This is a genomic window from Streptomyces sp. NRRL WC-3626 (genome assembly GCF_000718785.1).
Classification (GTDB): Bacteria; Actinomycetota; Actinomycetes; order Streptomycetales; family Streptomycetaceae; genus Streptomyces; species Streptomyces edwardsiae.
In genome coordinates this window covers 88,440-109,828 of sequence record NZ_JOCA01000007.1, presented here as the reverse complement: position 1 = coordinate 109,828, position 21,389 = coordinate 88,440, and the positions used below count along the sequence as shown (strand labels likewise).

Annotated in this window: 12 protein-coding genes; 7 read left to right on the top strand and 5 right to left on the bottom strand. The window is 72.1% G+C overall.

Going from position 1 to position 21,389, the window contains the following annotated elements; genetic code table 11:
- Window positions 1-33 precede the first annotated feature (33 nt).
- Window positions 34-4,338, bottom strand: coding sequence for a GH92 family glycosyl hydrolase (locus IF28_RS0113620; protein WP_030218669.1), 4,305 nt, complete (start codon window positions 4,336-4,338; stop codon window positions 34-36).
- A 181-nt stretch (window positions 4,339-4,519) separates the two neighbouring features.
- Window positions 4,520-5,944 (bottom strand): cellulose binding domain-containing protein, encoded by a 1,425-nt coding sequence (locus tag IF28_RS0113615; protein WP_030218666.1) that lies wholly within the window; start codon window positions 5,942-5,944, stop codon window positions 4,520-4,522.
- A gap of 279 nt (window positions 5,945-6,223) precedes the next feature.
- Between IF28_RS0113615 and IF28_RS0113610 the strand changes: the two genes are divergently transcribed.
- A complete protein-coding gene (locus tag IF28_RS0113610; protein ID WP_030218662.1) occupies window positions 6,224-7,069 on the top strand; it encodes a GntR family transcriptional regulator in 846 nt (281 codons plus the stop codon).
- A 108-nt stretch (window positions 7,070-7,177) separates the two neighbouring features.
- Window positions 7,178-8,383, top strand: a complete 1,206-nt coding sequence (locus tag IF28_RS0113605; RefSeq protein WP_030218660.1) for a glycoside hydrolase family 64 protein — start codon at window positions 7,178-7,180, stop codon at window positions 8,381-8,383.
- 60 nt (window positions 8,384-8,443) lie between these two features.
- On the opposite strand, the gene IF28_RS0113600 is transcribed toward IF28_RS0113605, so the two are convergent.
- On the bottom strand, window positions 8,444-11,059 hold the full coding sequence (locus IF28_RS0113600; RefSeq protein WP_030218659.1) for a SpoIIE family protein phosphatase: 2,616 nt from the start codon (window positions 11,057-11,059) through the stop codon (window positions 8,444-8,446).
- Between the two features lie 121 nt (window positions 11,060-11,180).
- Here IF28_RS0113600 and IF28_RS0113595 point away from each other — a divergent pair, with 121 nt between their 5' ends.
- From IF28_RS0113595 to IF28_RS0113585, 3 genes are read left to right on the top strand one after another with little or no spacing between them, the layout of a single operon-like run.
- Window positions 11,181-12,278, top strand: coding sequence for an AI-2E family transporter (locus tag IF28_RS0113595; protein WP_030218657.1), 1,098 nt, complete (start codon window positions 11,181-11,183; stop codon window positions 12,276-12,278).
- A gap of 38 nt (window positions 12,279-12,316) precedes the next feature.
- Window positions 12,317-13,606, top strand: a complete 1,290-nt coding sequence (locus IF28_RS0113590; RefSeq protein WP_030218655.1) for a cysteine desulfurase-like protein — start codon at window positions 12,317-12,319, stop codon at window positions 13,604-13,606.
- Window positions 13,599-14,192, top strand: a complete 594-nt coding sequence (locus tag IF28_RS0113585) for a DUF1990 family protein (RefSeq protein WP_051713740.1) — start codon at window positions 13,599-13,601, stop codon at window positions 14,190-14,192. The genes IF28_RS0113590 and IF28_RS0113585 overlap by 8 nt, the downstream gene beginning before the upstream one ends.
- Here IF28_RS0113585 and IF28_RS0113580 read toward each other — a convergent pair.
- Window positions 14,134-16,050, bottom strand: a complete 1,917-nt coding sequence (locus tag IF28_RS0113580; RefSeq protein WP_030218650.1) for an AMP-dependent synthetase/ligase — start codon at window positions 16,048-16,050, stop codon at window positions 14,134-14,136. The two genes, IF28_RS0113585 and IF28_RS0113580, sit on opposite strands and share 59 nt — an antisense overlap.
- Window positions 16,051-16,124: 74 nt before the next feature.
- The gene (locus IF28_RS0113575; protein WP_030218648.1) at window positions 16,125-17,693 is read right to left on the bottom strand and encodes a vWA domain-containing protein; all 1,569 of its coding nucleotides are present in this window, start codon (window positions 17,691-17,693) and stop codon (window positions 16,125-16,127) included.
- A 344-nt stretch (window positions 17,694-18,037) separates the two neighbouring features.
- Between IF28_RS0113575 and IF28_RS0113570 the strand changes: the two genes are divergently transcribed.
- A complete protein-coding gene (locus IF28_RS0113570; protein ID WP_030218647.1) occupies window positions 18,038-18,802 on the top strand; it encodes an ABC transporter ATP-binding protein in 765 nt (254 codons plus the stop codon).
- 3 nt (window positions 18,803-18,805) lie between these two features.
- A complete protein-coding gene (locus tag IF28_RS0113565) occupies window positions 18,806-21,328 on the top strand; it encodes an ABC transporter permease (protein ID WP_030218645.1) in 2,523 nt (840 codons plus the stop codon).
- Window positions 21,329-21,389 lie beyond the last annotated feature (61 nt).

The window sequence follows — 21,389 nt, the reverse complement described above, 5'->3', positions numbered from 1 at the left end:
GGGCGGAACGGGGGCCCGCCGTGCGGGCGGCGGTCAGCGACGGGCGGCCGGGGCCGGCGGCACGGGCACCCCGTCCTCGGTCACGTACTTCGTGCCGTCGTCGTACTTGGTGATGGTGAAGGAGTCCAGTACGTCGCCGGGCTCCTTGTCCGTGGTGGACCGGTCGTCCCACTTGGCGGCGACCACCGACTCGTAGCGGATCGTGTCCCCGGTGACCCTGATCCCCTGGAACGTGGAGGTGTGTCCCGCGCGCACCACCTGGGTCGCCCCGTTGCGGGTCCACACGTTGTCGTCCCCGGGAGCCTCCTCGTAGTACTTCGGCCCCGACACGGCGACCGTGTACACCGGGCCGGTGGTCACGCCGGGCGTGGCGGTGGCGTCGGAGTCGACGTATCCGCGGGCGTACACATGGTCGTGGCCCATCAGCACCAGGTCGATGTCGCCGCGCTGGAACACCGGCAGCCAGGCGTCACGCACCGCCTTCTCGTCGCGCCCCTCGGCCCCGGAGAACACCGGCTGGTGGAACACCGCGACCGCCCATCCGCCGGGATTGCTTTCGAGGACGTGGTCCAGCCAGCGGCCCTGCATGCCGAGCCAGAGCTTCTCCGGGTCCGGGCAGTTCTCGCCGCACTCCGGGAGGTCGTCCGGTGTCATCAGCGAACGGGCGTCACCCGTGCTCGCGTTGAGGGAGATGAACCGTACGCCCTGGTAGTCGGTGTAGTACGCCGTCTCGGCGAGCGCCCTCGCCATGTGCGCCTCGTACGCGGCACGTTGTCGCTCGGCGGGGGTGTCCCCGGCGGCCGGGGCGGCGCTCGGACCGTTGTCCGGGTACTCGAAGGTCGACTTCCACGTCTTGAGGAAGGTGTCCCCGGAGTACTCGTGGTTGCCGGGCGCGGCGATGACGTTGGTCGTCTGGCTGAAGCCGTCCATCGCCCCGAACCAGTCGCGCCACTCGCTGTCGTTGCCCGAGGAGTTGACCAGGTCACCGGCGTTGACGCTGCCTACGGCGTCGGGATAGCGCGCGTACGCCTGCTTCACCACCGGGGCCCACTTCGCCGACAGGTCGTTCTGCGCGTCGCCGAAGTAGAGGAAGGTGAACTCCTCACCGGCGGGCCGGGCGGTGGTGAACCGGTACACGGGACTGAACCGGTCACCGGTGCCCACCCGGTACTCGTACTCGGTGCCGGGGGAGAGGCGGTCGACGACCGCGGAGTGCGTGCGTGTCCGCTCACCGTCCGAGGTCAGCTCCTCGTTGGCGCGTGCGGCCACGGTCCGCCACTGCCCGGTGCCGGACTCGCGGACCCGCACCTCGCCGGAGGTGAACGCCGCCGCCGTACGCCAGGTGACCGCCTGGGACGTCCCGGGCTTCTCCGTCGGCGTCAGGACGATCCGCTCCGGGGCCGAACCGGGCACCTCCAGTTCCGGGTTGTCGGTGAGCGCCACGTCGAAGACATGCATGACGCCCCGGTCGGTGCCCTGCGGCAGGACGACGGCGGCCACCCGCTTCGCCGGGTCCAGCAGTTGCGGACGCGTGGCGAACACCTTGGTCTGCACGGTGTCGTTGCCGCCCGCCGCCCGGTTGCGTCCCGTGGTGGTCACCAACGGCTCGTTACCGAACTGGTAGTTCGTCCCCGGGGTCCAGTCGGTGAACCGCACCGGCACCGACTGCGTCGATCCGTCGGTGTACTCCACCACCGCCGTGCCCTGCGAGGGGCCGTTGGTGGCCAGGCCCAGGAAGGAGATCCCGGTCGCGGGCTTCCCGTCCATTCGGATGCGCTGGCCGTGCGGAATCCAGTTGTCGGGCTGACCCGGCCCGGTGTCCGGCCAGGTGAACTCGATTCCGGTGTCGCCCAGTTCGAGCCTCGCGCCCGGCGCCGCCCCGGCCTCGGCCAGCCGCTCCCGGGACAGGGAGTTGTCACTGAGGTCGAGGGAGCCGAGGTTCCCCCGGCCGTCGGGGGTGCTGCCGATGCTGTTCCGGGCGTCCGTGCCGTCCGTGTGCGACGGCGGCACGTCGCCCGCCCGCGTGCCCCATGTGCCGGGCCTCGCCGACATACGGAAACTCAGCTTGCCGCCCGTGCGGGTGAAGTCGGCGGGGAGCCAGGAGCGCGTGGTGGTACGGCCGTTCACCTTCAGCGAGCTCACGTACGGCGCCTCGCCGGCCCGCGGCGCGTCGAGGACGATCCGCCGCCGGCTGTCGGCGCTGTCCACCACGACCCGGTCGAACATCGGGCCGCTCACGACGAGATCGGCGGTGCCCGGAACGGCGGGGAACAGTCCGATGTTCGCCCACACGTACCAGCTGCTCAGCGAACCGAGGTCGTCGTTTCCGGGCAGCCCCGAGGGCGTGGTGTCGTACATCTCGTCCACGGCACGGCGCAGCACGTCCGCCGTACGGTGCGGCTGCCGCAGCCAGTTGTAGACGAACGGCATGGTGAAGCTGGGCTGGTTGCTCAGATACGCGCCCGAGGTGTTGTACACCCCGGCGTCGAGTTCACGGGTGTGGTCGTCGAGGGCCCTGGTGGTGGCCTCGGTACCGCCCCGCTTCTCGATGAGCGCGCCCACGTTGTGCGGGACCATCCAGCCGTACTGGTAGCCGGTGGCCTGCTCGAACTGGTCACCCCGTTGCCCGAGATCGAAGCCCCGGTCGAAGCCCGTACGGTCCCGCGGGCGGATGTGGTCACCGGCGTCGTCGAACACGTTCTGCCAGTTCTGCGCCCGCACCATGTAGCGGTCGTACGTCTCCTCGTCACCGAGACGCCGGGCGAGCTGCGCGATACCGAAGTCGTCCACGGCGTACTCGAGCGTCTTCGACGTCGCCGAGTCCCCCTTGCGGTTCTCGATGAAGCCCACCGTGGCGTACTGGTAGGCGTGCCGCCTCAGTGTGGAGTCGGCGGGCAGGTCCTGCGTCGACTTCATCGACTCCAGTGCGGCCCGGCGGTCGTAGTCCGTGCCGCCGAACGCGTCGATGGAGGCGACCACGGACTGCAGCGAGTCACCGCTCATCTTCTGCTGCGTCTGGTTCAGATGCGGCCAGTTGGGCCAGCTGCCGGTCTGCCGCACCATGTCGGTGATCGACTGGTTGATGTCGCTGCCGACCTCCGGGAACAGCAGCGCCACCAGCTGCGCCTGACTGCGGTACGTGTCCCAGCCCGCGTAGGTGACGTAATGGTGGCGGCCCTTGGCGACCCGGCGGACCTCACCGTCGTAGCCCCGGTACTCGCCGCTCACGTCGTCGAAGACGTTCGGGTGCAGCAGCGCGTGGTAGAGCGCGGTGTAGAACTTCACCCGTTCGTCCCGGCTGCCGCCGTCCGCGTCCACCGTGCCGAGCGCGTTGCGCCATACGCGGGCCGCCTGCGCGCGGACATCGTCGAAGCTCTGGCCGCGGGTCTCGGTCGCCGCGTTGCGTGCCGCGCCCGCGACGCTCACATAGCTGAGGCCGGTCTTCGCGGTGACCTCGGCGCCCCGTTCGAAGACGAGGTAGGCGCCCGCCCCGTGCTTGGTGCCGCCACCGGACGCCCCGGCCGAACCCGGCCGTACGTCGGAGCCCTGCCAGGTGCCGTGAGCCTTCACCGGCCGGTCGAACGTGGTCGAGAAGTAGGCGCGGTAGCGCCCGCCCTCGTCGCACACCGAGGCCGTCTCCACCCAGCCGCTGACCGTGTCGCCGTCGACCTCCACCTCGCTGCCGAAGACCCGGTTGTTCGAACCGGCCACATCGAACAGCAGCGTCGAGCCGCCGTCCGAGGGGAAGTCGAAGCGGCTCACGGCGGTGCGGGTGGTGGCGGTCAGCTCCGTCTCCACGCCGTTTGCGAGGTCCACCGAGTAGTAGCCGGGGTCGGCCTTCTCGTCGGCGTGGTCGAAGCCGACGTGGTAGTCGGTGACCTTCTCCGCCGGGCTGGACGGCAGGGCGCCGCCGCTGAGTTCGCCGGTGTAGGGCAGGACGGGGAAGTCGAAGCCGCTGAACCGGCCCTCGCAGCCGGTCCCGGAGAGCCGGGTCATGCCGAAGCCCCGGATCCTGTCCGCCGTGTACTCGTACCCGCCCTTCTGGTCCCCGTCCGAGGAGCGGTACGTGGTGGGGGAGGACTGCACCATGCCGAAGGGCACCGTGGCGCCCGGATAGGTGTTGCCGTACGCGCTGTTCCCCTTGTTCTGGGACGTGTCGAGGCGGGTGCCGATGAACGGGTCCACGGCGTCGAAGGCGGCGATGTCGCGGCCCTTCGCGGCGGCGCTCGTCACGGGCGTGAGTCCGGCGACCAGGGTGCCGAGGATCAGCGCGGCGGTGAGCAGTCTGCGCCGGCCCGGCGGAGGCGTCGGCGGACGGGGGGTGGTGGCGTTGCGCATGTCGGGGGCATCCCTGCTTCCGATGGGCGTGACAACGTTGTCCGGACATGGCCCGTGTGCGGGCCGCGCCCTACAGTTCAGCCCCTCGGGCTCGCCGGCGGAAGACCCCGGGAAAGATCGCGTGAACGCGGGGAGAAGTCCGGCCGCCGGAGCCCCGTGACAGGGCCCCGGCGGCAGTGGATCAGGACGCGGGCACCTCGTCCACGAAGGACGTGCCGGCCGACCTGTAGCCGTTGATCCTCGCGGTCACCTGGGCCGGGGTGAGCACCTGGTCCTTGACGTGCAGCACGTAGTCGACCTGCTGGTCGTAGGCGCGGGGTGTGGTCGACGTCAGGCCGTCGAGGTCGATCAGCCACTGGTTGAAGTTGATCGACATCGGACGCTCCGGCAGATACGCGGCGTCGTGCGTGCCGAAGTGCCGGCCGTCGACGTAGTAGGTGATGGCGCTGTCGTCGATCGTCACCACCAGGTCGTGCCAGCCGGCGAAGCTCTGCCGGCTCTCGCTGTGCTGGTTGACGGCCTGCCAGGGATCGGGGTTGTAGGTCTCCCAGGAGGTCGTGTACAGGATGTTGGCGGGCTCGCCCCAGCCCCCGTTGGGCAGGTACTCGAAGTCGTACTCGGCGTAGTCGTCGGCCATCGGGGCCTTGAGGTCGTTGATGGTGAAGAAGGTCTGGACGACGCGGTCGCCGTCGGGACCGTACTTCGGGGCGTCGGAGAACCGCACCCGGGCGGCGTAGGTGCCGTTCCTGAACTTCATGGACTTGGTGAGGACTTCGGTGTGGGTGGTGGAGGCGCCGGTGCCGGCGGTGGAGGTCTCCAGATTCATCACCGAGTTGCCGCCCGAGGAGCTGAACGTCACCTTGGACGGGTCCCAGGCCGCGCCCGGCACACCGGGGCCGCCGGAGTTGGACCGCACGTTCCAGCCGTGCGCGGAGATCGCCGGGTCGGTGTGCGAGGTGTAGGCGAAGTCGTCGAACAGGGTCTGACCGCCGCCCGGCGGGTCGGTCGGGTCCGTGGGATCGGTGGGGTCGTCACCCTCCGGCGCCGTGCCCCACACCGTGGCACCGGCGAGCCGGGCGGTGACCTTGTTCCAGTCGGCGTACGAGGTGCGGGTGCCGTCGAAGGAGTAGTCGTCGCTCTGTTTGAGCGTCTGCCAGCTGGACTGATGGAAGCGCAGCTGCATGTCCCCGGTGTCGGCGCCGGGTGCCAGCGAACCGGCGGACGCGGTGAACCCGATCTCCAGATAGCGGTCGGCGGTCGCGGTGGGGTGCGCGAGCGTGCCGAACGTGCCGGTGATGGCGGAACAGCCCCTGACCGCCCAGGAACAGGCGAAGCGGTACGTGGCGTTCGGGGCGTCCGCCTTGAAGTAGTAGCGGACCTTCACCTGGCTCAACTGCACCGACGTGGAACCGGTGTTGCGGACCTTGAGCCAGGGCTCGCTCTGGTCGGCGGTGGCACCGCTCGCGCTGGTGCGGTACTGCACGCTGACATCGCCGTCGGCGGCGACGGCGGTGGCGGGGAGGCCGGCCAGGGCGGCGCTGCCCAGCAGGGCGGTCAGCGCGAGTGCCGCGCGAGTGCGGCGGCCGGTGGGAGGACGAGTACGCATCCGTGTCCTTTCGCGGTGGGGGTGGCGCACGGTGGATCGTCGGTGCGGTGAGCCGCGAGGGCTCGGGGTGGCGGCCGGGCCCGTCGTCGGGTTGACCAGTTGCCGCCGGGGCCTTACCAGTCGACGTGGGGAGAAGGTGGCATAGACCAATGTGGGCGTCAACCCTCCTCGCGGATGTTCCGCGATGAACTCCCGTGTGCGGTGAACCAGTTAGGGTCTGGGGCATACCAGTGATCCGACGGCCCGCCGCATCGTCCCCGACCACGAACGGGAGTCCGTATGGAGATCGATCGCGCGGCCTCGGGTGCCGTGCTCAAACGTGAACGGGTCCGTGACGCGATCCTCGAACTCATCGAGGAGCGGCGCCCGGGCGACGCCATCCCCTCGGAACGCAGTCTGTGCGCCCGGCTCCACGTGTCCCGGCCCACCTTGCGCGCCGCGGTGGACGAACTCGTGCTCGCGGGACTGCTGGTGCGCGAGCACGGGCGCGGTATGTTCGTCGCCGCCGAGAAGATCACCCAGGAACTGGTCTCCGAACGGAGCTCCTTCGCCGTGCCCCCGGCCGCCGGTGTCTGGACCAGCAGGGTCCTGGAGTCCCGGACCCTGCCGGCCGGCGCCCGGGTCGGCCGCAGGCTGCGCGTGTCACCGGCCGCGCGCATCCGCTACGTGGCCCGCCTCCGGCTGGTCGACGGCTCGCCCATGGCGATCGAGCATCTGCACATCCCCGCCGGCCTGGTACCGGACCTGACCGGCGCCGAACTCGAACAGGGCGATCTGTACGAGCACTTCCGCGACCGGCACGGAGTGCGGGTCAGTGAGGCGGTGCAGTCCATCGAGCCCACCGTCGTGACCCGCGCGGAGGCGGAGCTGCTCGACGTGCCCGAACTGTCCCCGGCCCTGCTGTTCGAGCGCCTCACCACCGACACCGGCGACCGGCCCGTCGAGTACGTCCGCTCCCTCTACCGGGGCGACCGCTACCGCATCGTCTCCCGGCTCGCGCTCGGCCCGGCCCCGGTACGGCCGAAACCGCCCGAAGGCCATCACCCGGGCATTCCGCCGGGCGACCTCACCTCCGGTGCCCCCGTCACCTTCTCCACCCGGGGTGTCGTACAGAACGGAGGCTGACGGCCGTACCGGAACCGGGGACTCCCAACCGTTGACAGGTCCAGACCAGGGCGAGATTCTGAGAGCGCTCTCAGAACGATTCCCCCCACAGTCGAACGGAGAGGGAGCATGCTGCGCACACTCAAACGCCGGTTCACGGCGGCCGGGTTGAGCATCGCCACGGTCCTCGGCGGCTCACTGCTCGCCGCCGGAGTGCCGTCCACCGCTCACGCGGCGGTCCCGGACACCATCCCCCTCAAGATCACCAACAACTCGGGCCGCGGCGAGCAGGTGTACGTCTACAACCTCGGCACCCAGCTGTCGACCGGCAGACAGGGCTGGGCCGACGCGAGCGGCACCTTCCACCCCTGGCCCGCCGGCGGCAACCCGCCCACCCCCGCACCCGACGCCTCGATCACGGGCCCGGCCGCCGGACAGTCCACGACCATCCGCGTCCCCAAGTTCTCCGGCCGCATCTACTTCTCCTACGGCCAGAAACTGGTGTTCAAGCTGACCACCGGCGGACTGGTGCAGCCCGCCGTGCAGAACCCCTCGGACCCCAACCGGAACATCCTCTTCAACTGGTCCGAGTACACGCTCAACGACTCCGGCCTGTGGCTCAACAGCACCCAGGTCGACATGTTCTCCGCGCCCTACTCCGTGGGCGTGCGGCGAGCCGACGGCGGCACCACGAGCACCGGCAGGCTCAAGGCGGGCGGCTACAACGCCGTCCTCAACACGCTCAGGGGACGGTCCGGGGGCTGGGGCAACCTGATCCAGACCCGCTCCGACGGCACCGTGCTCCGCGCGCTGTCCCCGTTGTACGGACTGGAGACGGGTGCCCTGCCGGCGTCGGTCATGGACGACTACATCAACCGGGTCTGGCAGAAGTACTCCGGTTCCACCCTCACGGTCACGCCCTTCACCGACCAGCCGGGCGTCAAGTACTTCGGCCGGGTCTCGGGTGACGTCATGAACTTCACCAACGGCTCCGGCGCCGTCGTCACCAGCTTCCAGAAGCCGGACGCCTCCTCCGTCTTCGGCTGCCACCGAAAGCTCGACGCCCCGAACGACCAGGTGCGCGGCCCCATCTCACGCACCCTGTGCGCGGGCTTCAACCGCTCCACGCTCCTGACCAACCCCAACCAGCCGGACTCCGGCTCCGGCGGCTTCTACCAGGACTCCGTCACCAACCACTACGCGCGCGCCATCCACGCGCAGATGGCCGACGGCAAGGCGTACGCCTTCGCCTTCGACGACGTCGGCAACCACGAGTCGCTCGTCCACGACGGCAACCCGAGCGAGGCGTCCCTGACCCTCGACTCCTTCAACTGAGCGCACGGTGGCGGCGCGCGGAACCGTACGCGCCGCCACCGCACCACCCGCGGACGCCGGTCAGCGCCGCGGCACCGGCCGCAGCGCCAGTACGGCGATGTCGTCGTCGCCGTCGGCGCCCAGCCCGATGAGCAGCTCGTCGCAGAGCGTGTCGAGCGGCTCCCGGGCCAGCGCGCCGGCATGCCGGCGCAGCCGCTCCAGGGCGACGTCCAGATGCTCTCCCCGGCGCTCGATCAGCCCGTCCGTGTACAGCAGCACCGTCGAGTGTGCCGGGACCGCGTCCCGGCCCCGCGGACGGGTGGGGGCGGGGTCCACTCCCAGCATCAGCCCCGCGCCGCCCTCCAGATAGCGGGTGTCGCCGTCCGCCCCGATGAGCAGCGGCGGCGGATGTCCGGCCGACGAGTGCACCAGCTCCCAGGGGCCGTCCTCGGGGCCCTTCAGCAGTGCGTAGACACAGGTCGCGGTGGACTCGCGGTACAGACTGTGGTTCGCCAGGTCCAGTCGGCGCAGTACCGTCTCGGGCGGCTCCTGGCGGTCCACGGCGATGCCCCGCAGCATGCTGCGCAGCTGGCTCATGGCGATGGCCGCGTCCAGGTTGTGCCCGCTGACGTCACCGATGACCAGTGCGGTGTCCCCGTCGGGCAGGACGAAGGCGTCGTACCAGTCGCCGCCGACCTGCGCGGTCGCCGAGGACGCCGCGTACCGGGCGGCCAGCCGCAGATGCCCGATCTCGGGCAGCCTGGGCAGCAGCGAACGCTGCAGACGTTCGGCGATGTTGCGGGTCTCCTGGTGGAGGCGGAGGTTGTCCACGCCCAGCGCGAGGCTGCTCACCAGATCGTGGACCAGTGGCAGATCCCCTTCTCCGAACGGCGTGCCCCGTCCGCGGCGCGCCACCGTCAGGGCACCGATGATCTGCCGGCGGGCCCGCAGCGGGGCGACGACCGCGCTGTCCGCGCCCATCGTCCGCAACAGCCCCAGGTAGTGGGCGTCCAGGGCGCTGGCGAGCGGGCCGGCCGACGGCGGCTCGGCGAGCAGCAGGGGACCCGCCCCGCGCAGCGCGCGGGCCAGCGGGCCACGGGCGGCGTCGGACACCGGCGGAAGCCGGCCCTCGTACTCCTCGGGCCGGCGGCCCTGGGAGGGGCGATGGGTGATGGACACCCGCTCCACCTGCGCGTTCTCCGTGAACAGGTCCACCGCGCACCAGTCCGCGAGCCGTTCGGTGAGGATCCGGCCCACCTGCTCCAGACCCTCGCGCAGACCGGGGGCGTTGCTCAGCGCGGCCGCGGTGTCGGCCAGCAGCGAGAGCCGCTCCAGCGCGGACCGGTCCGCGTCCCGTTCCGGGTCACCCGTGGCCCGCGCGGGCGGCCGCTGCGGTTCCCGCTGTCGCAGGGACCGGGGGCGGCCGGACGGGAGCGTGGCCGAGCCGTGCACCGAGGCGCGGGGGGAGAGCTGGGCGACGAAGACGGTGCGGCCGTCGGCCGTCTCCTGCTGCTGGATGAACAGCCGGACCGGAATGAGCCGGCCGTCGTGATGCAGCGCGGGCAGCGGCACCGACCGGCCCAGGATCCGGGGCTGCCCACTGAGCAGCAGCGATGTGAACGCGATGACATGACGTCTGCGCAGATGGTCCGGAACCAGTGTGGTGAGGGGCCGTCCGACGAGGTCGTCCACGTGCCAGCCGAGCATGTCCGCGGCCGGCCCGTTCGCCGCGATGATCCGGTTCCGCTCGTCGGCGGCGATCGTCGGGACCCGGCTCGCCAGCACCTGCCCGGCGTCCCACGCCACCAGTTCCGACGGGCTGGTCCCCTGGTCCCCGGGGACCACCGTCCACGCCGTCGGGGGCGAACCGGCGAACTGCCCCACGATCTGGTCGAAGAGCCACTGGTGGAAGAGGCGCTGCCGGGGCAGGGCCGGCAGGGTCAGCAGCAGCTCCTCACGGGCGCCCTCCTCCGCCCGGTCGAGCACCGTGCGCAGCGTCCGCACGGCCGGCCCGGAGTCCGGCGGCAGCGACAGCGGCAGCGAGCGCAGGGCCTGCTCGGAGGGGCACAGCCGCAGCGCCGCCGTCACCGAGGCGGTCAGCAGATGACTCATGTCCAGGGCCACGGCGAGGTCCTCCGGGCCGACCCCGGGAACATGGCCGGCGCCGACCGCGAGAGCCAGCTCGTGCAGCAGGGTGTGCCGGTGCTGCTGAGCCGCCGCGTACAGGGCCGCCGGCACGTCGAGCAGTGTCACCGTCGCCCCGTCGGGAGCCACTACGGGGTCCCAGTCGGCCGGGCGGCGGGGCGGCCCTCCGGGCGCCAGCTCGAACCACACCGTCTTGTCCGCGTCCCCGGTCTCGACGCCCCGCCGGGACGACAGCTTCGCGACCAGTGACAGGCCCTGTCCCGTACCGGCGTACGGCGGGTAGGCGTGCGGCACGAGTCCGCGCTCCGGACGGCGGTCGCTCACCCGCACATGGACCGTGCCGTCGTCGACCCGGGCCGCCACCTCGACCTCGGTACGGGCGTGCAGCACCCCATTGGTCACCAGCTCACTGACCAGCAGCTGAGCCGTGTCGATCAGGTCCGGCGCGGCATCACCGAGGGCGGCCCGCACGAACCGCCGGGCCTGCGCCGCACTCTCCGGAGCCCGAGGGAACCGACGCGAGGATGCCCCGCGGGCATCGAGATCGCCCATGACCTCAGTCTGCCCTCACCGGGCCCGGACGGCCCGGCCGACACGGTCGCGCCGGACAGGACATCGCACCGACCCGGTCCCGGACGATCACCGGAACCGGCGGGCCCCATAAGGTGCCTCCATGTCTGCCACGTTGAACGCGGGGAGAACCCGCGCCGCGCTGCGCACGTCGGCGCGCGTCTCCGGTGAGCTGCTGCTGGTCCTGGTGGCCGCGGCGGTGGTGCTGTGGGCCCTCGGCCGTATGTGGTCGGTGGTCTGGCCGCTGATAGTCGGCCTGCTCCTCACCACGCTCACCTGGCCGCCCACCCGCTATCTGCGCCGGCGCGGTCTGCCGCCCGCGCTCGCCGCGGCCCTGGTGACCGTACTGTTCCTGCTGTTGGCAGCGGGCACCGTGGCGCTGATCGCGGTGCCGGTGGCGTCGGAGTCGGGCGAACTGGCCGACGGCGTGGTCGAGGGCGTCGACAGGCTGCGCGAATGGGCCGCCGGGCCGCCCCTGAACATCGACGACGCCCAGATCGCCGGCGCCTTCGACAGCGCGACCGCCCGCATCCAGGACAGCGCCGGCGCCATCGCCTCCACCGCCGTCACCGGTGTGAGCACCGTGGTCAGCGGGATCGTCACGGCCGTACTGGCACTGTTCCTGATGTTCTTCTTCCTCAAGGACGGCCCGCGCTTCCTGCCCTGGCTCGGCCGCCAGCTCCCCGGCCGGCTGGCCACCGACGTGCCGGCCGTGGCCGCGCGCTGCTGGAACGTGCTCGGCGCCTTCGTACGCTCGCAGGCCCTCGTCGGTCTCCTCGACGCCGTGTTCATCGGACTGGGGCTGTGGCTCCTCGACGTACCCCTGGTGCTGCCGCTCGCGGTCCTCACCTTCGTGTCCGCGTTCGTGCCCATCGTGGGCGCCCTGTTCGCCGGCTTCGTCGCGGTGCTGATCGCGCTGGTGTCCAACGGCCTGACGGACGCGCTGATCGTGCTCGCCATCATCGTCGCGGTGCAGCAGCTCGAGGGCAATGTCTTCCAGCCCATGATCCAGAGCCGGGGGCTCGGACTCCACGCGGCGGTCGTCCTGCTGGCGGTGACCCTCGGCGGCAGCCTGTCCGGCATCGTCGGCAGCCTGCTCGCCGTACCGGTCGCCGCCCTGATCGCGGTCGTCTGGAACTACCTGCGCGAGCAGCTCACCGACCCGCCGGGCGAACCGCGCCCCGAGGCCACACCCGCCTGACCGGTACGCCCGCCCACCGCACCCACGAGGAGGCCCTCATGACGTACGACGTCACCGCACTGCGCGCCCGGATTCCCGCGCTGTCCGCGGGCACCGCGCACTTCGACGGCCCCGGCGGCACCCAGATGCCGCTGCCCGTCATCGAGGCGATCGCCGCCGCACTCTCCCGGCCGCTCTCCATCCGGGGCGACGGACTGCCCGGCGAGCGCAACGCCGAGGCCCTCGTCGTCGGGGCCCGGCAGGCCATGGCGGACCTGCTGGCCGCCGACCCGGCCGGCGTCGTCTTCGGCCGCAGCGCCACCCAGCTCACCTACGACCTCTCCCGCACCCTCGCCGCGACCTGGTCACCCGGCGACGAGGTGGTGGTCACCCGGCTCGACCACGACGCCAACATCCGTCCCTGGGTGCAGGCGGCCGAGCGGGCCGGCTGCACCGTCCGCCGGGCCGACTTCGACCCGGCCACCGGTGAGCTGACCGCCGACCACATCCGCGCCGTGCTCTCCGACCGGACCCGGCTGGTGGCCGTCACCGCGGCCTCCAACCTGCTCGGCACGATCCCCCCGATCGAGGAGATCGCCCGCCTCACCCACGAGGCGGGCGCGCTCCTCCACGTCGACGGCGTGCACTACGCGGCACACGCCTCGGTCGACATCGGCGCGCTCGGCGCGGACTTCTTCGTCTGCTCCCCGTACAAGTTCCTCGGCCCCCACCTCGGCGTCCTGGCCGCAGCCCCCGACCTCCTGGCCACCCTCCACCCGGACAAACTCCTCCCGTCCACGGACCAAACCCCGGAACGCTTCGAACTGGGCACGCTCCCCTACGAGTTCCTGGCAGGCGCGACGGCAGCAGTGAACTTCCTGGCGACGATTCAGCCCCTCCGGCGTTCGCGGAGCGGGGGTCCGGGGGCGGAGCCCCCGGGGGACGGGAACGGGGAGGGGCGGCGAGGGCGAGAAAACCGCCGCGAACAACTCGTCGCGGCATTCGAGGCGATCGACCGACACGAGTCCACCCTCCGCACCCGCCTCGAGACAGAGCTGACGGCCCTCCCCGGCGTCACCCTCCACTCCCGAGCCCTCCACCGCACCCCCACCCTCCTTCTCACCCTCGACGGCCACAGCACCACGGACGCCTACCGCCACCTGGCCGACCGCAACATCCACGCCCCCAGCGGCAGCTTCTACGCGCTGGAGGCCTCCCGTCACCTCGGCCTCGGCGACACCGGCGGCCTCCGCATCGGCCTCGCCCCCTACACCGACGACGAGGACGTGGACCGCCTCCTCACAGGGCTGTCCGACTTCCTGAAGCGGAGACCGCACGCGCATGGATGAGAACGCCGGCCTCACCTACGCCCCCCGCGGCGCCACCGCCCCGCAGAACCCGGACTGGACCGCGTCCCCGCAGGGCTTCCGCCGGTTCGAGACAAGCGTGACGATCGGACGGGGAGAGGACGCCTGGAACTCCGCCAGGAAGGCGGTGCTGCGGTGGGAGGTCAAACGCCGCAGCGGCTTCACCGTCGCCCCGGCCGACGGAGGCGTGATCGACGCCCGCGAGCGCGGGCGCTACACGGTCACGGCGGGCCGAGGCCGGTGCGTCGTCCGTGAACCGGTCGAGGTCGTCGCCGTGGTCGAGACCGGGAACCGGTGCGGTTTCGCCTACGGCACCCGCCGGGGCCACCCCGTCAGCGGGGAGGAGGCCTTCATCGTGCACCGGGAGGACGACGGCCGGGTCCTGCTCACCCTGCGCTCCCTGACCCGGGCGGCGCCGGCCGGCCCCTGGCGCCCGCTCTTCCCCGTTCTCCTGCTGGCCCAGCTCCACGTCCGCCGCCGCTACCTCCGTGCCCTGCGGAACCCCGGGGTCAGGAGTACAGCGCCTCGATCTCCTTCGCGTACGCCTCCTGCGCCGCCCGCCGTTTGACCTTGAGCGACGGTGTCAGCAGGCCGTTCTCCTCGGTGAACTCGCCCTCGATCAGGGTGAAGGCACGGATGGACTCCGCGCGGGACACGGCCTCGTTGGCGTAGTCGACGGCCCTCTGGACATCGGCGCGCATCCGGGGGTCGCGCACGATCTCGGACACCGGCGTGCCGGCGGGCATCTTGCGCACCGCCAGCCAGTGGGCGACCGTCTCCGGATCGAGGGTGATCAGCGCGGCCACGAACGGCCGGTTGTCGCCGACGACCAGGCACTGCCCCACCGGCGGGCGGCTGCGCAGCCGGTCCTCCAGGACGGCGGGGGAGACGTTCTTGCCGCCGGAGGTGACGAGGATGTCCTTCTTGCGGCCGGTGATGGTCAGATAGCCGTCCTCGTCGAGGGATCCGAGGTCACCGGTGGCGAACCAGCCGTCGTCGAGCACCTCGCCGGTGGCGTCCGGGTCGTTCCAGTAGGAGCCGAAGACGATGCCGCCGCTGATCCGCACCTCGCCGTCGCCGGCGATCCGGACCGCCGTACCGGGGACCGGGAGACCGACCGTCCCCGGGCGGGGGCTCAGCGGCGGGACGAGGGTCGCGGCGGCGGTGGTCTCGGTCAGGCCGTACCCCTCGTAGATCATGATCCCGGCCGCGTAGAAGAAGAGGTTGAGGTCGCGCTCCAGCGGGGAGCCGCCGCTGATGGCGTACCGCGCCCGCCCGCCGAGTTCCTTGCGTACCCGCCGGTACACCAGCAGGTCGTACAGCGCCCAGGCCGCGTACAGACCGGGGCCCGGGCCCTTGCCGCGGCCCAGGGACCTGTCGAGGTGCGCCTCGCCGAAGCGGACCGCGACGCGGTGGGCCCGCTCGAAGGAGGCGCCCCGGCCGATCTTCTCGGCGGTGGCCCGGCCGGTGTCGTGGATCTTCTCGAAGAGATAGGGGACGCCGACGAGGAAGGTGGGGCGGAACGCCTTGAGCGCGGGCCGCAGTTCGGCGGGCTTGATGCTCGGGCAGTGGCCGATCTCGATACGGGCGAGCAGACAGGCGATCTGGATGGTGCGGCCGAGAATGTGGGCGAGCGGGAGGAAGAGCAGGGTCGAGGCGACCTGGTCGGTGACCTCCTCGAAGACCGGGTGCAGCAGTTCGACCGTGTTCGCGGCCTCGGCGTGCAGGTTGGCGTGGGTGAGGACGCAGCCCTTGGGGCGCCCGGTGGTGCCGGAGGTGTAGCAGAGGGTCGCCACGGTCTTCGGGGTCAGTGCCGTACGGCGCGCGGTGACCTCCTCGTCGGGTACGTCCCGGCCGAGCGCGGTGAGTTCGAAGAGGGCGTCCGCGTCCAGTTCCCACACGCGCGGCGGCCGGGGGTGGGCTGCGGTGCCGGTGGTGACGGTGGCGGTGTTCTGCGCGGTCTCCGTGACGATGTACCGGGCGCCGGAGTCACGGACGATCCACTCCACCTGTTCCGCCGAAGAGGTGGCGTAGACCGGCACGGTGACGCCGCCGGCCGACCAGATCGCGAAGTCCAGCACCGTCCACTCGTAGCGCGTACGGGACATCACGGCGACCCGGTCGCCCGGCTCGAGGCCGGCGGCGATCAGCCCCTTGGCCACGGCGGTGACCTCCCGGGCGAAGGCCGCCGCCGTCACCGGACGCCAGACGCCGCCCTCCTCGCGCCGCAGCACCACCGCGTCCGGGGCCTCGGCCGCGTTGGTGAACGGGATGTCGGCGGTACTGCCGGTGACCGTCCGCGCGGCGAGAGCCGCCGTACGGGCCTCACGCACGACGCCGTGTTCGTCCAGGACCGTCCCGACCCGGGTCCGGCCCGCCGGATCCGCGCGTCGCCTCGCCCGTTTCAGATCCCTGTGTACGCCCATGACGGCTCCCGGTCGCGACTGATGCTGTCGTACCCACTTACTTACTCGGGAGTCAACTTACCCGTGCGTAGGAATCAGTCAATGGTCCGCGACCGGTCCAGACGGTCCGCCTCGCGGATCGCCCCGGCCAGCCCACGGATGTCCTCGTCCTCCGTCCGGTCCGCCAAGTCGTCAGCCCGTGCGGAGAGTTCACCGAGCGCGGGGGCGCCCGGCAGCGCGCTGTGACGGTGGTCGTACGAGCGCAGGGCGTCGGCGAAGTAGGCGGCGGTCGCGGTCACCGTCAGACCGCGCGGCGCGCTCCACACGGAGTCGGCCAGGCCGCCCGTCTCCAGGTCGCCCGTCTCCTCGTGCGGAGCGCGGCTGTCGGGGTCCAGCCAGCGCACGGTGGCCGTCGCCAGATGACCTCCGGCACCGGAGCGGGTGCGCACCGCGTACAGGGCGGTCACGGTGTGGCCGGGGCCGACCTCGCCGCCGTCGACCCGGTCGTCCCTGAAGTCCTCGTCGGCCACCCGCCGGTTGTCGTAGCCGACGAGCCGGAACTCGGCCACCGTCTCCGGATCGAAGGCCACCTGCGCCTTGGCGTCACGGGCCGTCAGCTCGATGTTGCGCGGCAGCTGTTCGCAGAACACCTCACGGGCGTCCTCCTCGTCGGACACGTACACCGTGTGGCCGTCGCCCCGGTCGGCGAGCTGCTCCATGAGCGCGTCGCCGTAGTCACTGCCGACACCGACCCCGAACAGGGTCACACCGTGCTCGCGGCGGGCCTGTGCGATCCGTTCGAGAATCGTGTCGGCCTCCGTCGCACCGGTGTTGGCGAGCGCGTCCGAGACCAGCACGACCCGGTTGGTGGCGCCCTCGCGCAGTCCCTCGACGGCGGTCTCGTACCCGGTGTCCACACCGGCCTCGAGGTTGGTGGAGTCCGTCGGCTCCAGGCTGTCGATGGCGTCGTGGATCTCGCCGCGGCCGCCGTCCAGCCGGGTCATCGGCAGGACGGTCTCGGCCTCGTCGCTGAAGGTGACGATGGCCACCGAGTCGTCGTCGCGCAGTCGGTCCGTCATGGTGGCGAGGGAGTCCCGCGCGAGGTCGAGACGGCCCGGTTCCGCCATCGAGCCCGAGATGTCGACGACGAACGTCAGGGCGGCGGGCGGGCGTTCACCGTCCGGTTCGGCGGCCCGGGTCGCCAGACCCACCCGGACCAGCGACCAGTCCTCGTCCTCGGTGCGGGCGCCGTCCACGGTGACCGTGAAACCGTCGCCGCCGGGACGCTCGTAGTCCTGCCGGAAGCTGTTGACGAACTCCTCGGGACGCACGGTCGACGGGGCGGGCAGCCGGCCCTCGGAGAGGGTGCGGCGGGCATAGCCGTACGAGGCGGTGTCGACGTCCAGCGCGAACGTCGACAGATGGTCGGGTTCGGGGGCGACCTCACGGGATTCCTGCTCGCCCTCGCGCCGATCACCCTCGTACCGCCCTCCCGAGCCGCGGTCGGGGGCGGGCGGCGCACCGTCCGCCCCCCGGTCGTAGGAGGAGTCGCTCACCTTGGAGTCGCCGTCGACGCCCCCGCCGCATCCGGTGAGCAGCAGACCGCTCGCCGCCGTGAGGGCGAGCACCGCTCCGCCCAGCCGTCGTGTCCCGTACCGCTTCATCGTCCGTGTCCCCTCGCCTGGTCGACGCCGACCTCAGTGACTGTGACGGAGCGGGGGGCGGGAACGTGCGGTACGAAGCGTTGCGGGTGAGTCTCGAAGAGGGCACGGGAAGGGCCCGCCGAGACCGGTAGGTGATCTTCCGTTGACCTGCGGCCGCGCGCGTCCGCCGGCGAACCCGTGCGGGACCAGGGCGAACGGCGCGTGGCCGGCCGTGATGTACCGCCACCGGCGCGGGTAGTGCCTGCACCACCATGATCGGGGCCCTGGCTGGATGGGCCGCGGGCCGCGCCCTTCGTACCGTCGGGGTGGAACAGCAACGAGATCCGCCCGGAAGGCGCCCCACCATGTCACTGACCCCGGCCGACGTCGCCGTCGGCCTCGACCATGTACACAGGACCTACGGCGGTGACCCGCCGGTCGTGGCGCTGGACGATGTGAGCGCCGTGTTCATGCGCGGCACGGCGACCGCCGTGATGGGGCCCTCCGGTTCCGGCAAGAGCACCCTGCTGCACTGTGCGGCCGGACTGGACCGGCCGGACTCGGGGACGATACGGCTCGGAGGCACCGATCTGTCGTCGATGCCGGAGAAGCGGCTGACCGAACTGCGGCGCAGCCGCGTCGGGTTCGTCTTCCAGGCGTTCAACCTGGTGGGCGCGCTCAACGTGGAGCAGAACATCCTGCTGCCCTCCCGGCTGTCCGGCCGTCGGCCGGAACCGGACTGGGTGGCCGAGGTGATCGCACGGGTCGGACTCGGCGACCGGCTCCGGCACCGGCCCGCCCAGCTCTCCGGCGGCCAGCAGCAGCGCGTCGCCATCGCCCGGGCACTCGTCACCCGGCCCGAGGTGATCTTCTGCGACGAACCCACCGGGGCCCTGGACACCCGGACCGCCGCCGACGTCCTCGCCCTGCTGCGGTCCGCGGTCGACCAGTTCGGGCAGACCGTCGTCATGGTGACCCACGACCCCGTCGCCGCGTCGTACGCCGACCGTGTGCTGGTCCTCGCCGACGGGCGGATCGTACGGGACATGGCACAGCCCGGCGCCGAGCGGATCGCCGAGCACCTGGCACTGCTGGGCCGCCGGCATCCCGTCGCGAGCCGGGAGGGCTGAACCGTGCTCCGACTGGCCGCGCAGATGGTGCGCTTCCGCAAGGCCGGCTTCGCCGCCACGTTCGTCGCGCTCGCCGCCGGTGTCGCCGTTCTGATGACCTGCGCCCTCCTCGTGGAGTCCGGCCGGCACTACCACGGCGAGCCGGGACGCTTCGGTGCCACGGCCGCCGTTGTCGCCGATCGCGAACTGCGGGTGGCCGGACCGACGGTGTTCGGTGAGACCGAGTACACCACCGTGACGCTTCCCGAACGCGGAGCCGTCGACGCCGCGTTGGCTTCGAAGCTCGCCGAAGTGCCGGGTGTGGAACGGGCGGTGGGGGACCGCCTGATTGCGGTCACCCCGACGAGCGCCCCGGACCTGCCCGCCGCGGGGCATGGCTGGGCGAGCGCCGCTCTCGCCCCCTACCGGCTCGTGTCGGGCGAACCCCCGCGCGCGGATGGGGAGATCGCCGTCGACGCCCGGTTCGCCGACCACATGGGGCTCGCGCCCGGCGACCGCACGGACCTCATCACCGGAGGCGAGAGCCGGCCGTACCGGGTGTGCGGTGTCGTCGAGGCGGACGGCGCGACGGGGGAGCGGGCCGAGGTGTTCTTCACCGACGCGCGAGCGGCCCGGCTCGACCCCCACGCCGGCCGCTTCGACGCCATCGGCGTCCTCACCGAACCGGATGCCGACCGCTCCGCCGTCGTCGACGCGGTACGCCGGATGGCGGACGGTGCGGACTCCACCACGTACACCGGTGACGAGCGCGGGCTGGCCGCACAGCCCGAGGCCGCCGCCGCACGGGCGTTCACCCTCCAGGCCGGCGGCGCGTTCGCCGGGTACGCGGCGATGATCGTCGTCTTCGTCGTCGCCGGGACCGTCGGTCTGTCCGTACGGCACCGGCGGCGCGACCTCGCCCTGCTGCGGGCCGTCGCGGCCACTCCGGGCCAGCTGCGGGGGATGCTCCTCGCGGAAGTGGGCCTGCTCGCGTCGGCCGCCGCCGCGGTGGGCGTTCCGGTGGGGCTGTTCGCCACGGGACACATCCGCGACGAGCTGGTGTCCCGGGAGTTCGTGCCCGACGGGTTCGTCGTCCGGGGAGGGGTGTTGTCCGCGGCGGCCGTGCTGGGCGCCGTCGCCGTCGTCGCTCTCCTCTCCGTGTGGATCGCCTCCCTGCGCGTCACCCGGATCCGGCCCACCGAGGCGCTCGGGGAGGCCGCCGTCGAGCCCGGGCTCGGCAGCAGGGCGCGTGCCGTCACGGGTCTGGTGTGCCTCGCCTCGGCCGTGTCCCTCATCGGCCTCACCGGGGCCACCGACGGCCAGACCGCGATGGGCGCCGCCGTCGGCATGCTCTACCTCTTCGTGCTCGGGATCGCGCTGCTGGCGCCGTGGATCAACCAGGGCGCGGCCCGGCTGCTCGCGCCCGTGCTGCGGGGGGTCTGGGGCGACAGCGGGTACCTCGCCGCCGCGAATCTGCGGGCCAACGCACGCGGCATGGTCGCCGTCCTCACCGCGCTGGTCCTTTCCGTCGGTTTCGGCGGCACCGTCTGGTTCCTCCAGGACAACCTCCAGCGGCAGACCGTCGTCCAGAGCCGTGACGGCATCCTCGCCCAGCACGCCCTGACCGGCGCCGCGGGGCTGCCCGCCTCCGCCACGGCCGAGGCCCGCCGCATCCCCGGCGTGCTCGCCGCGACCGGGGTGCGCCGTACCTCCGTCGTCGTACCGGGCGAACTCGAGGCGCAGGCCGTGGTCGCGCAGGGCATCGACCCTGTGGGGGTGGAGCGGACGATGGACCTCGGGGTCCGGTCGGGCAGCCTCGTCGCACTGCGGCCGGACACGGTGGCCGTGTCCACCGCGCAGGCGGACGCCGCCGGGTGGCGGCTCGGGGACGAGGCAGAGCTGTGGCTCGGCGACGGCACGCCTGTCACTCTGCGGGTGGTCGCGCTGTATTCACGCGGGTGGGGTTTCGGGGATGTCACCCTGCACACCGGGACGTTGGCCGGTCACACGGTCACCGGACTCGACGATCAGGTGCTGATCCGTACCGCGCCGGGCGCGGACGGAGCCCTCGCGGATCTCGCGCGGCGGTATCCGGCCGCCGCCGTGGTGGACACCGAGACGCTCACCGGTGACATCGCGCGGGATCTGGCCGTCAGCGGCTGGCTCAACAGGCTGCTCGTCGCCGTCCTGGCCGGGTACGCGGTCCTGGCCGCCGCGAACACGCTCGTGATGGCGGCCCTGGCGCGGCGGCGGGAGCTGTCCCTGCTGCGGCTGGCCGGTGTCACCCGCCGTCAGGTGAGACGCATGGTGCACGCGGAACAGGCCGGTCTGCTGGGGGTGTCCCTGGCGATCGGCACCGCGATCGCGGCGGTCACCCTGACGACGATCGTCAACGCCGTCTCGGGCGCACGCGTCCCGTACGTCCCGGCCGCGGGCTGGGCGACGATCATCGCCGCCACGGCGGCCCTGTCGCTGACCGCCACGATCCTCCCCACGAACCACCTCCTGCGCACCCCGCCGGTCAAGGACATGTCGATCCGCGAGTGAACGCGCGCCGGCTCCGATGCCTGCGGCGCCACTGTCCGTCCGGTGGGGGCTCGGGCAGCGC

What these genes read in the sequence shown, in the direction of transcription:
- IF28_RS0113605 (WP_030218660.1), top strand. Translation starts at nt 7,178, where the DNA reads ATGCTGCGCACACTCAAACGCCGGTTCACGGCGGCCGGGTTGAGCATC.
- IF28_RS0113580 (WP_030218650.1), bottom strand. Translation starts at nt 16,050, where the DNA reads ATGGGCGTACACAGGGATCTGAAACGGGCGAGGCGACGCGCGGATCCG.
- IF28_RS0113600 (WP_030218659.1), bottom strand. Translation starts at nt 11,059, where the DNA reads ATGGGCGATCTCGATGCCCGCGGGGCATCCTCGCGTCGGTTCCCTCGG.
- IF28_RS0113615 (WP_030218666.1), bottom strand. Translation starts at nt 5,944, where the DNA reads ATGCGTACTCGTCCTCCCACCGGCCGCCGCACTCGCGCGGCACTCGCG.
- IF28_RS0113585 (WP_051713740.1), top strand. Translation starts at nt 13,599, where the DNA reads ATGGATGAGAACGCCGGCCTCACCTACGCCCCCCGCGGCGCCACCGCC.
- IF28_RS0113620 (WP_030218669.1), bottom strand. Translation starts at nt 4,338, where the DNA reads ATGCGCAACGCCACCACCCCCCGTCCGCCGACGCCTCCGCCGGGCCGG.
- IF28_RS0113590 (WP_030218655.1), top strand. Translation starts at nt 12,317, where the DNA reads ATGACGTACGACGTCACCGCACTGCGCGCCCGGATTCCCGCGCTGTCC.
- IF28_RS0113570 (WP_030218647.1), top strand. Translation starts at nt 18,038, where the DNA reads ATGTCACTGACCCCGGCCGACGTCGCCGTCGGCCTCGACCATGTACAC.
- IF28_RS0113575 (WP_030218648.1), bottom strand. Translation starts at nt 17,693, where the DNA reads ATGAAGCGGTACGGGACACGACGGCTGGGCGGAGCGGTGCTCGCCCTC.
- IF28_RS0113595 (WP_030218657.1), top strand. Translation starts at nt 11,181, where the DNA reads ATGTCTGCCACGTTGAACGCGGGGAGAACCCGCGCCGCGCTGCGCACG.
- IF28_RS0113610 (WP_030218662.1), top strand. Translation starts at nt 6,224, where the DNA reads ATGGAGATCGATCGCGCGGCCTCGGGTGCCGTGCTCAAACGTGAACGG.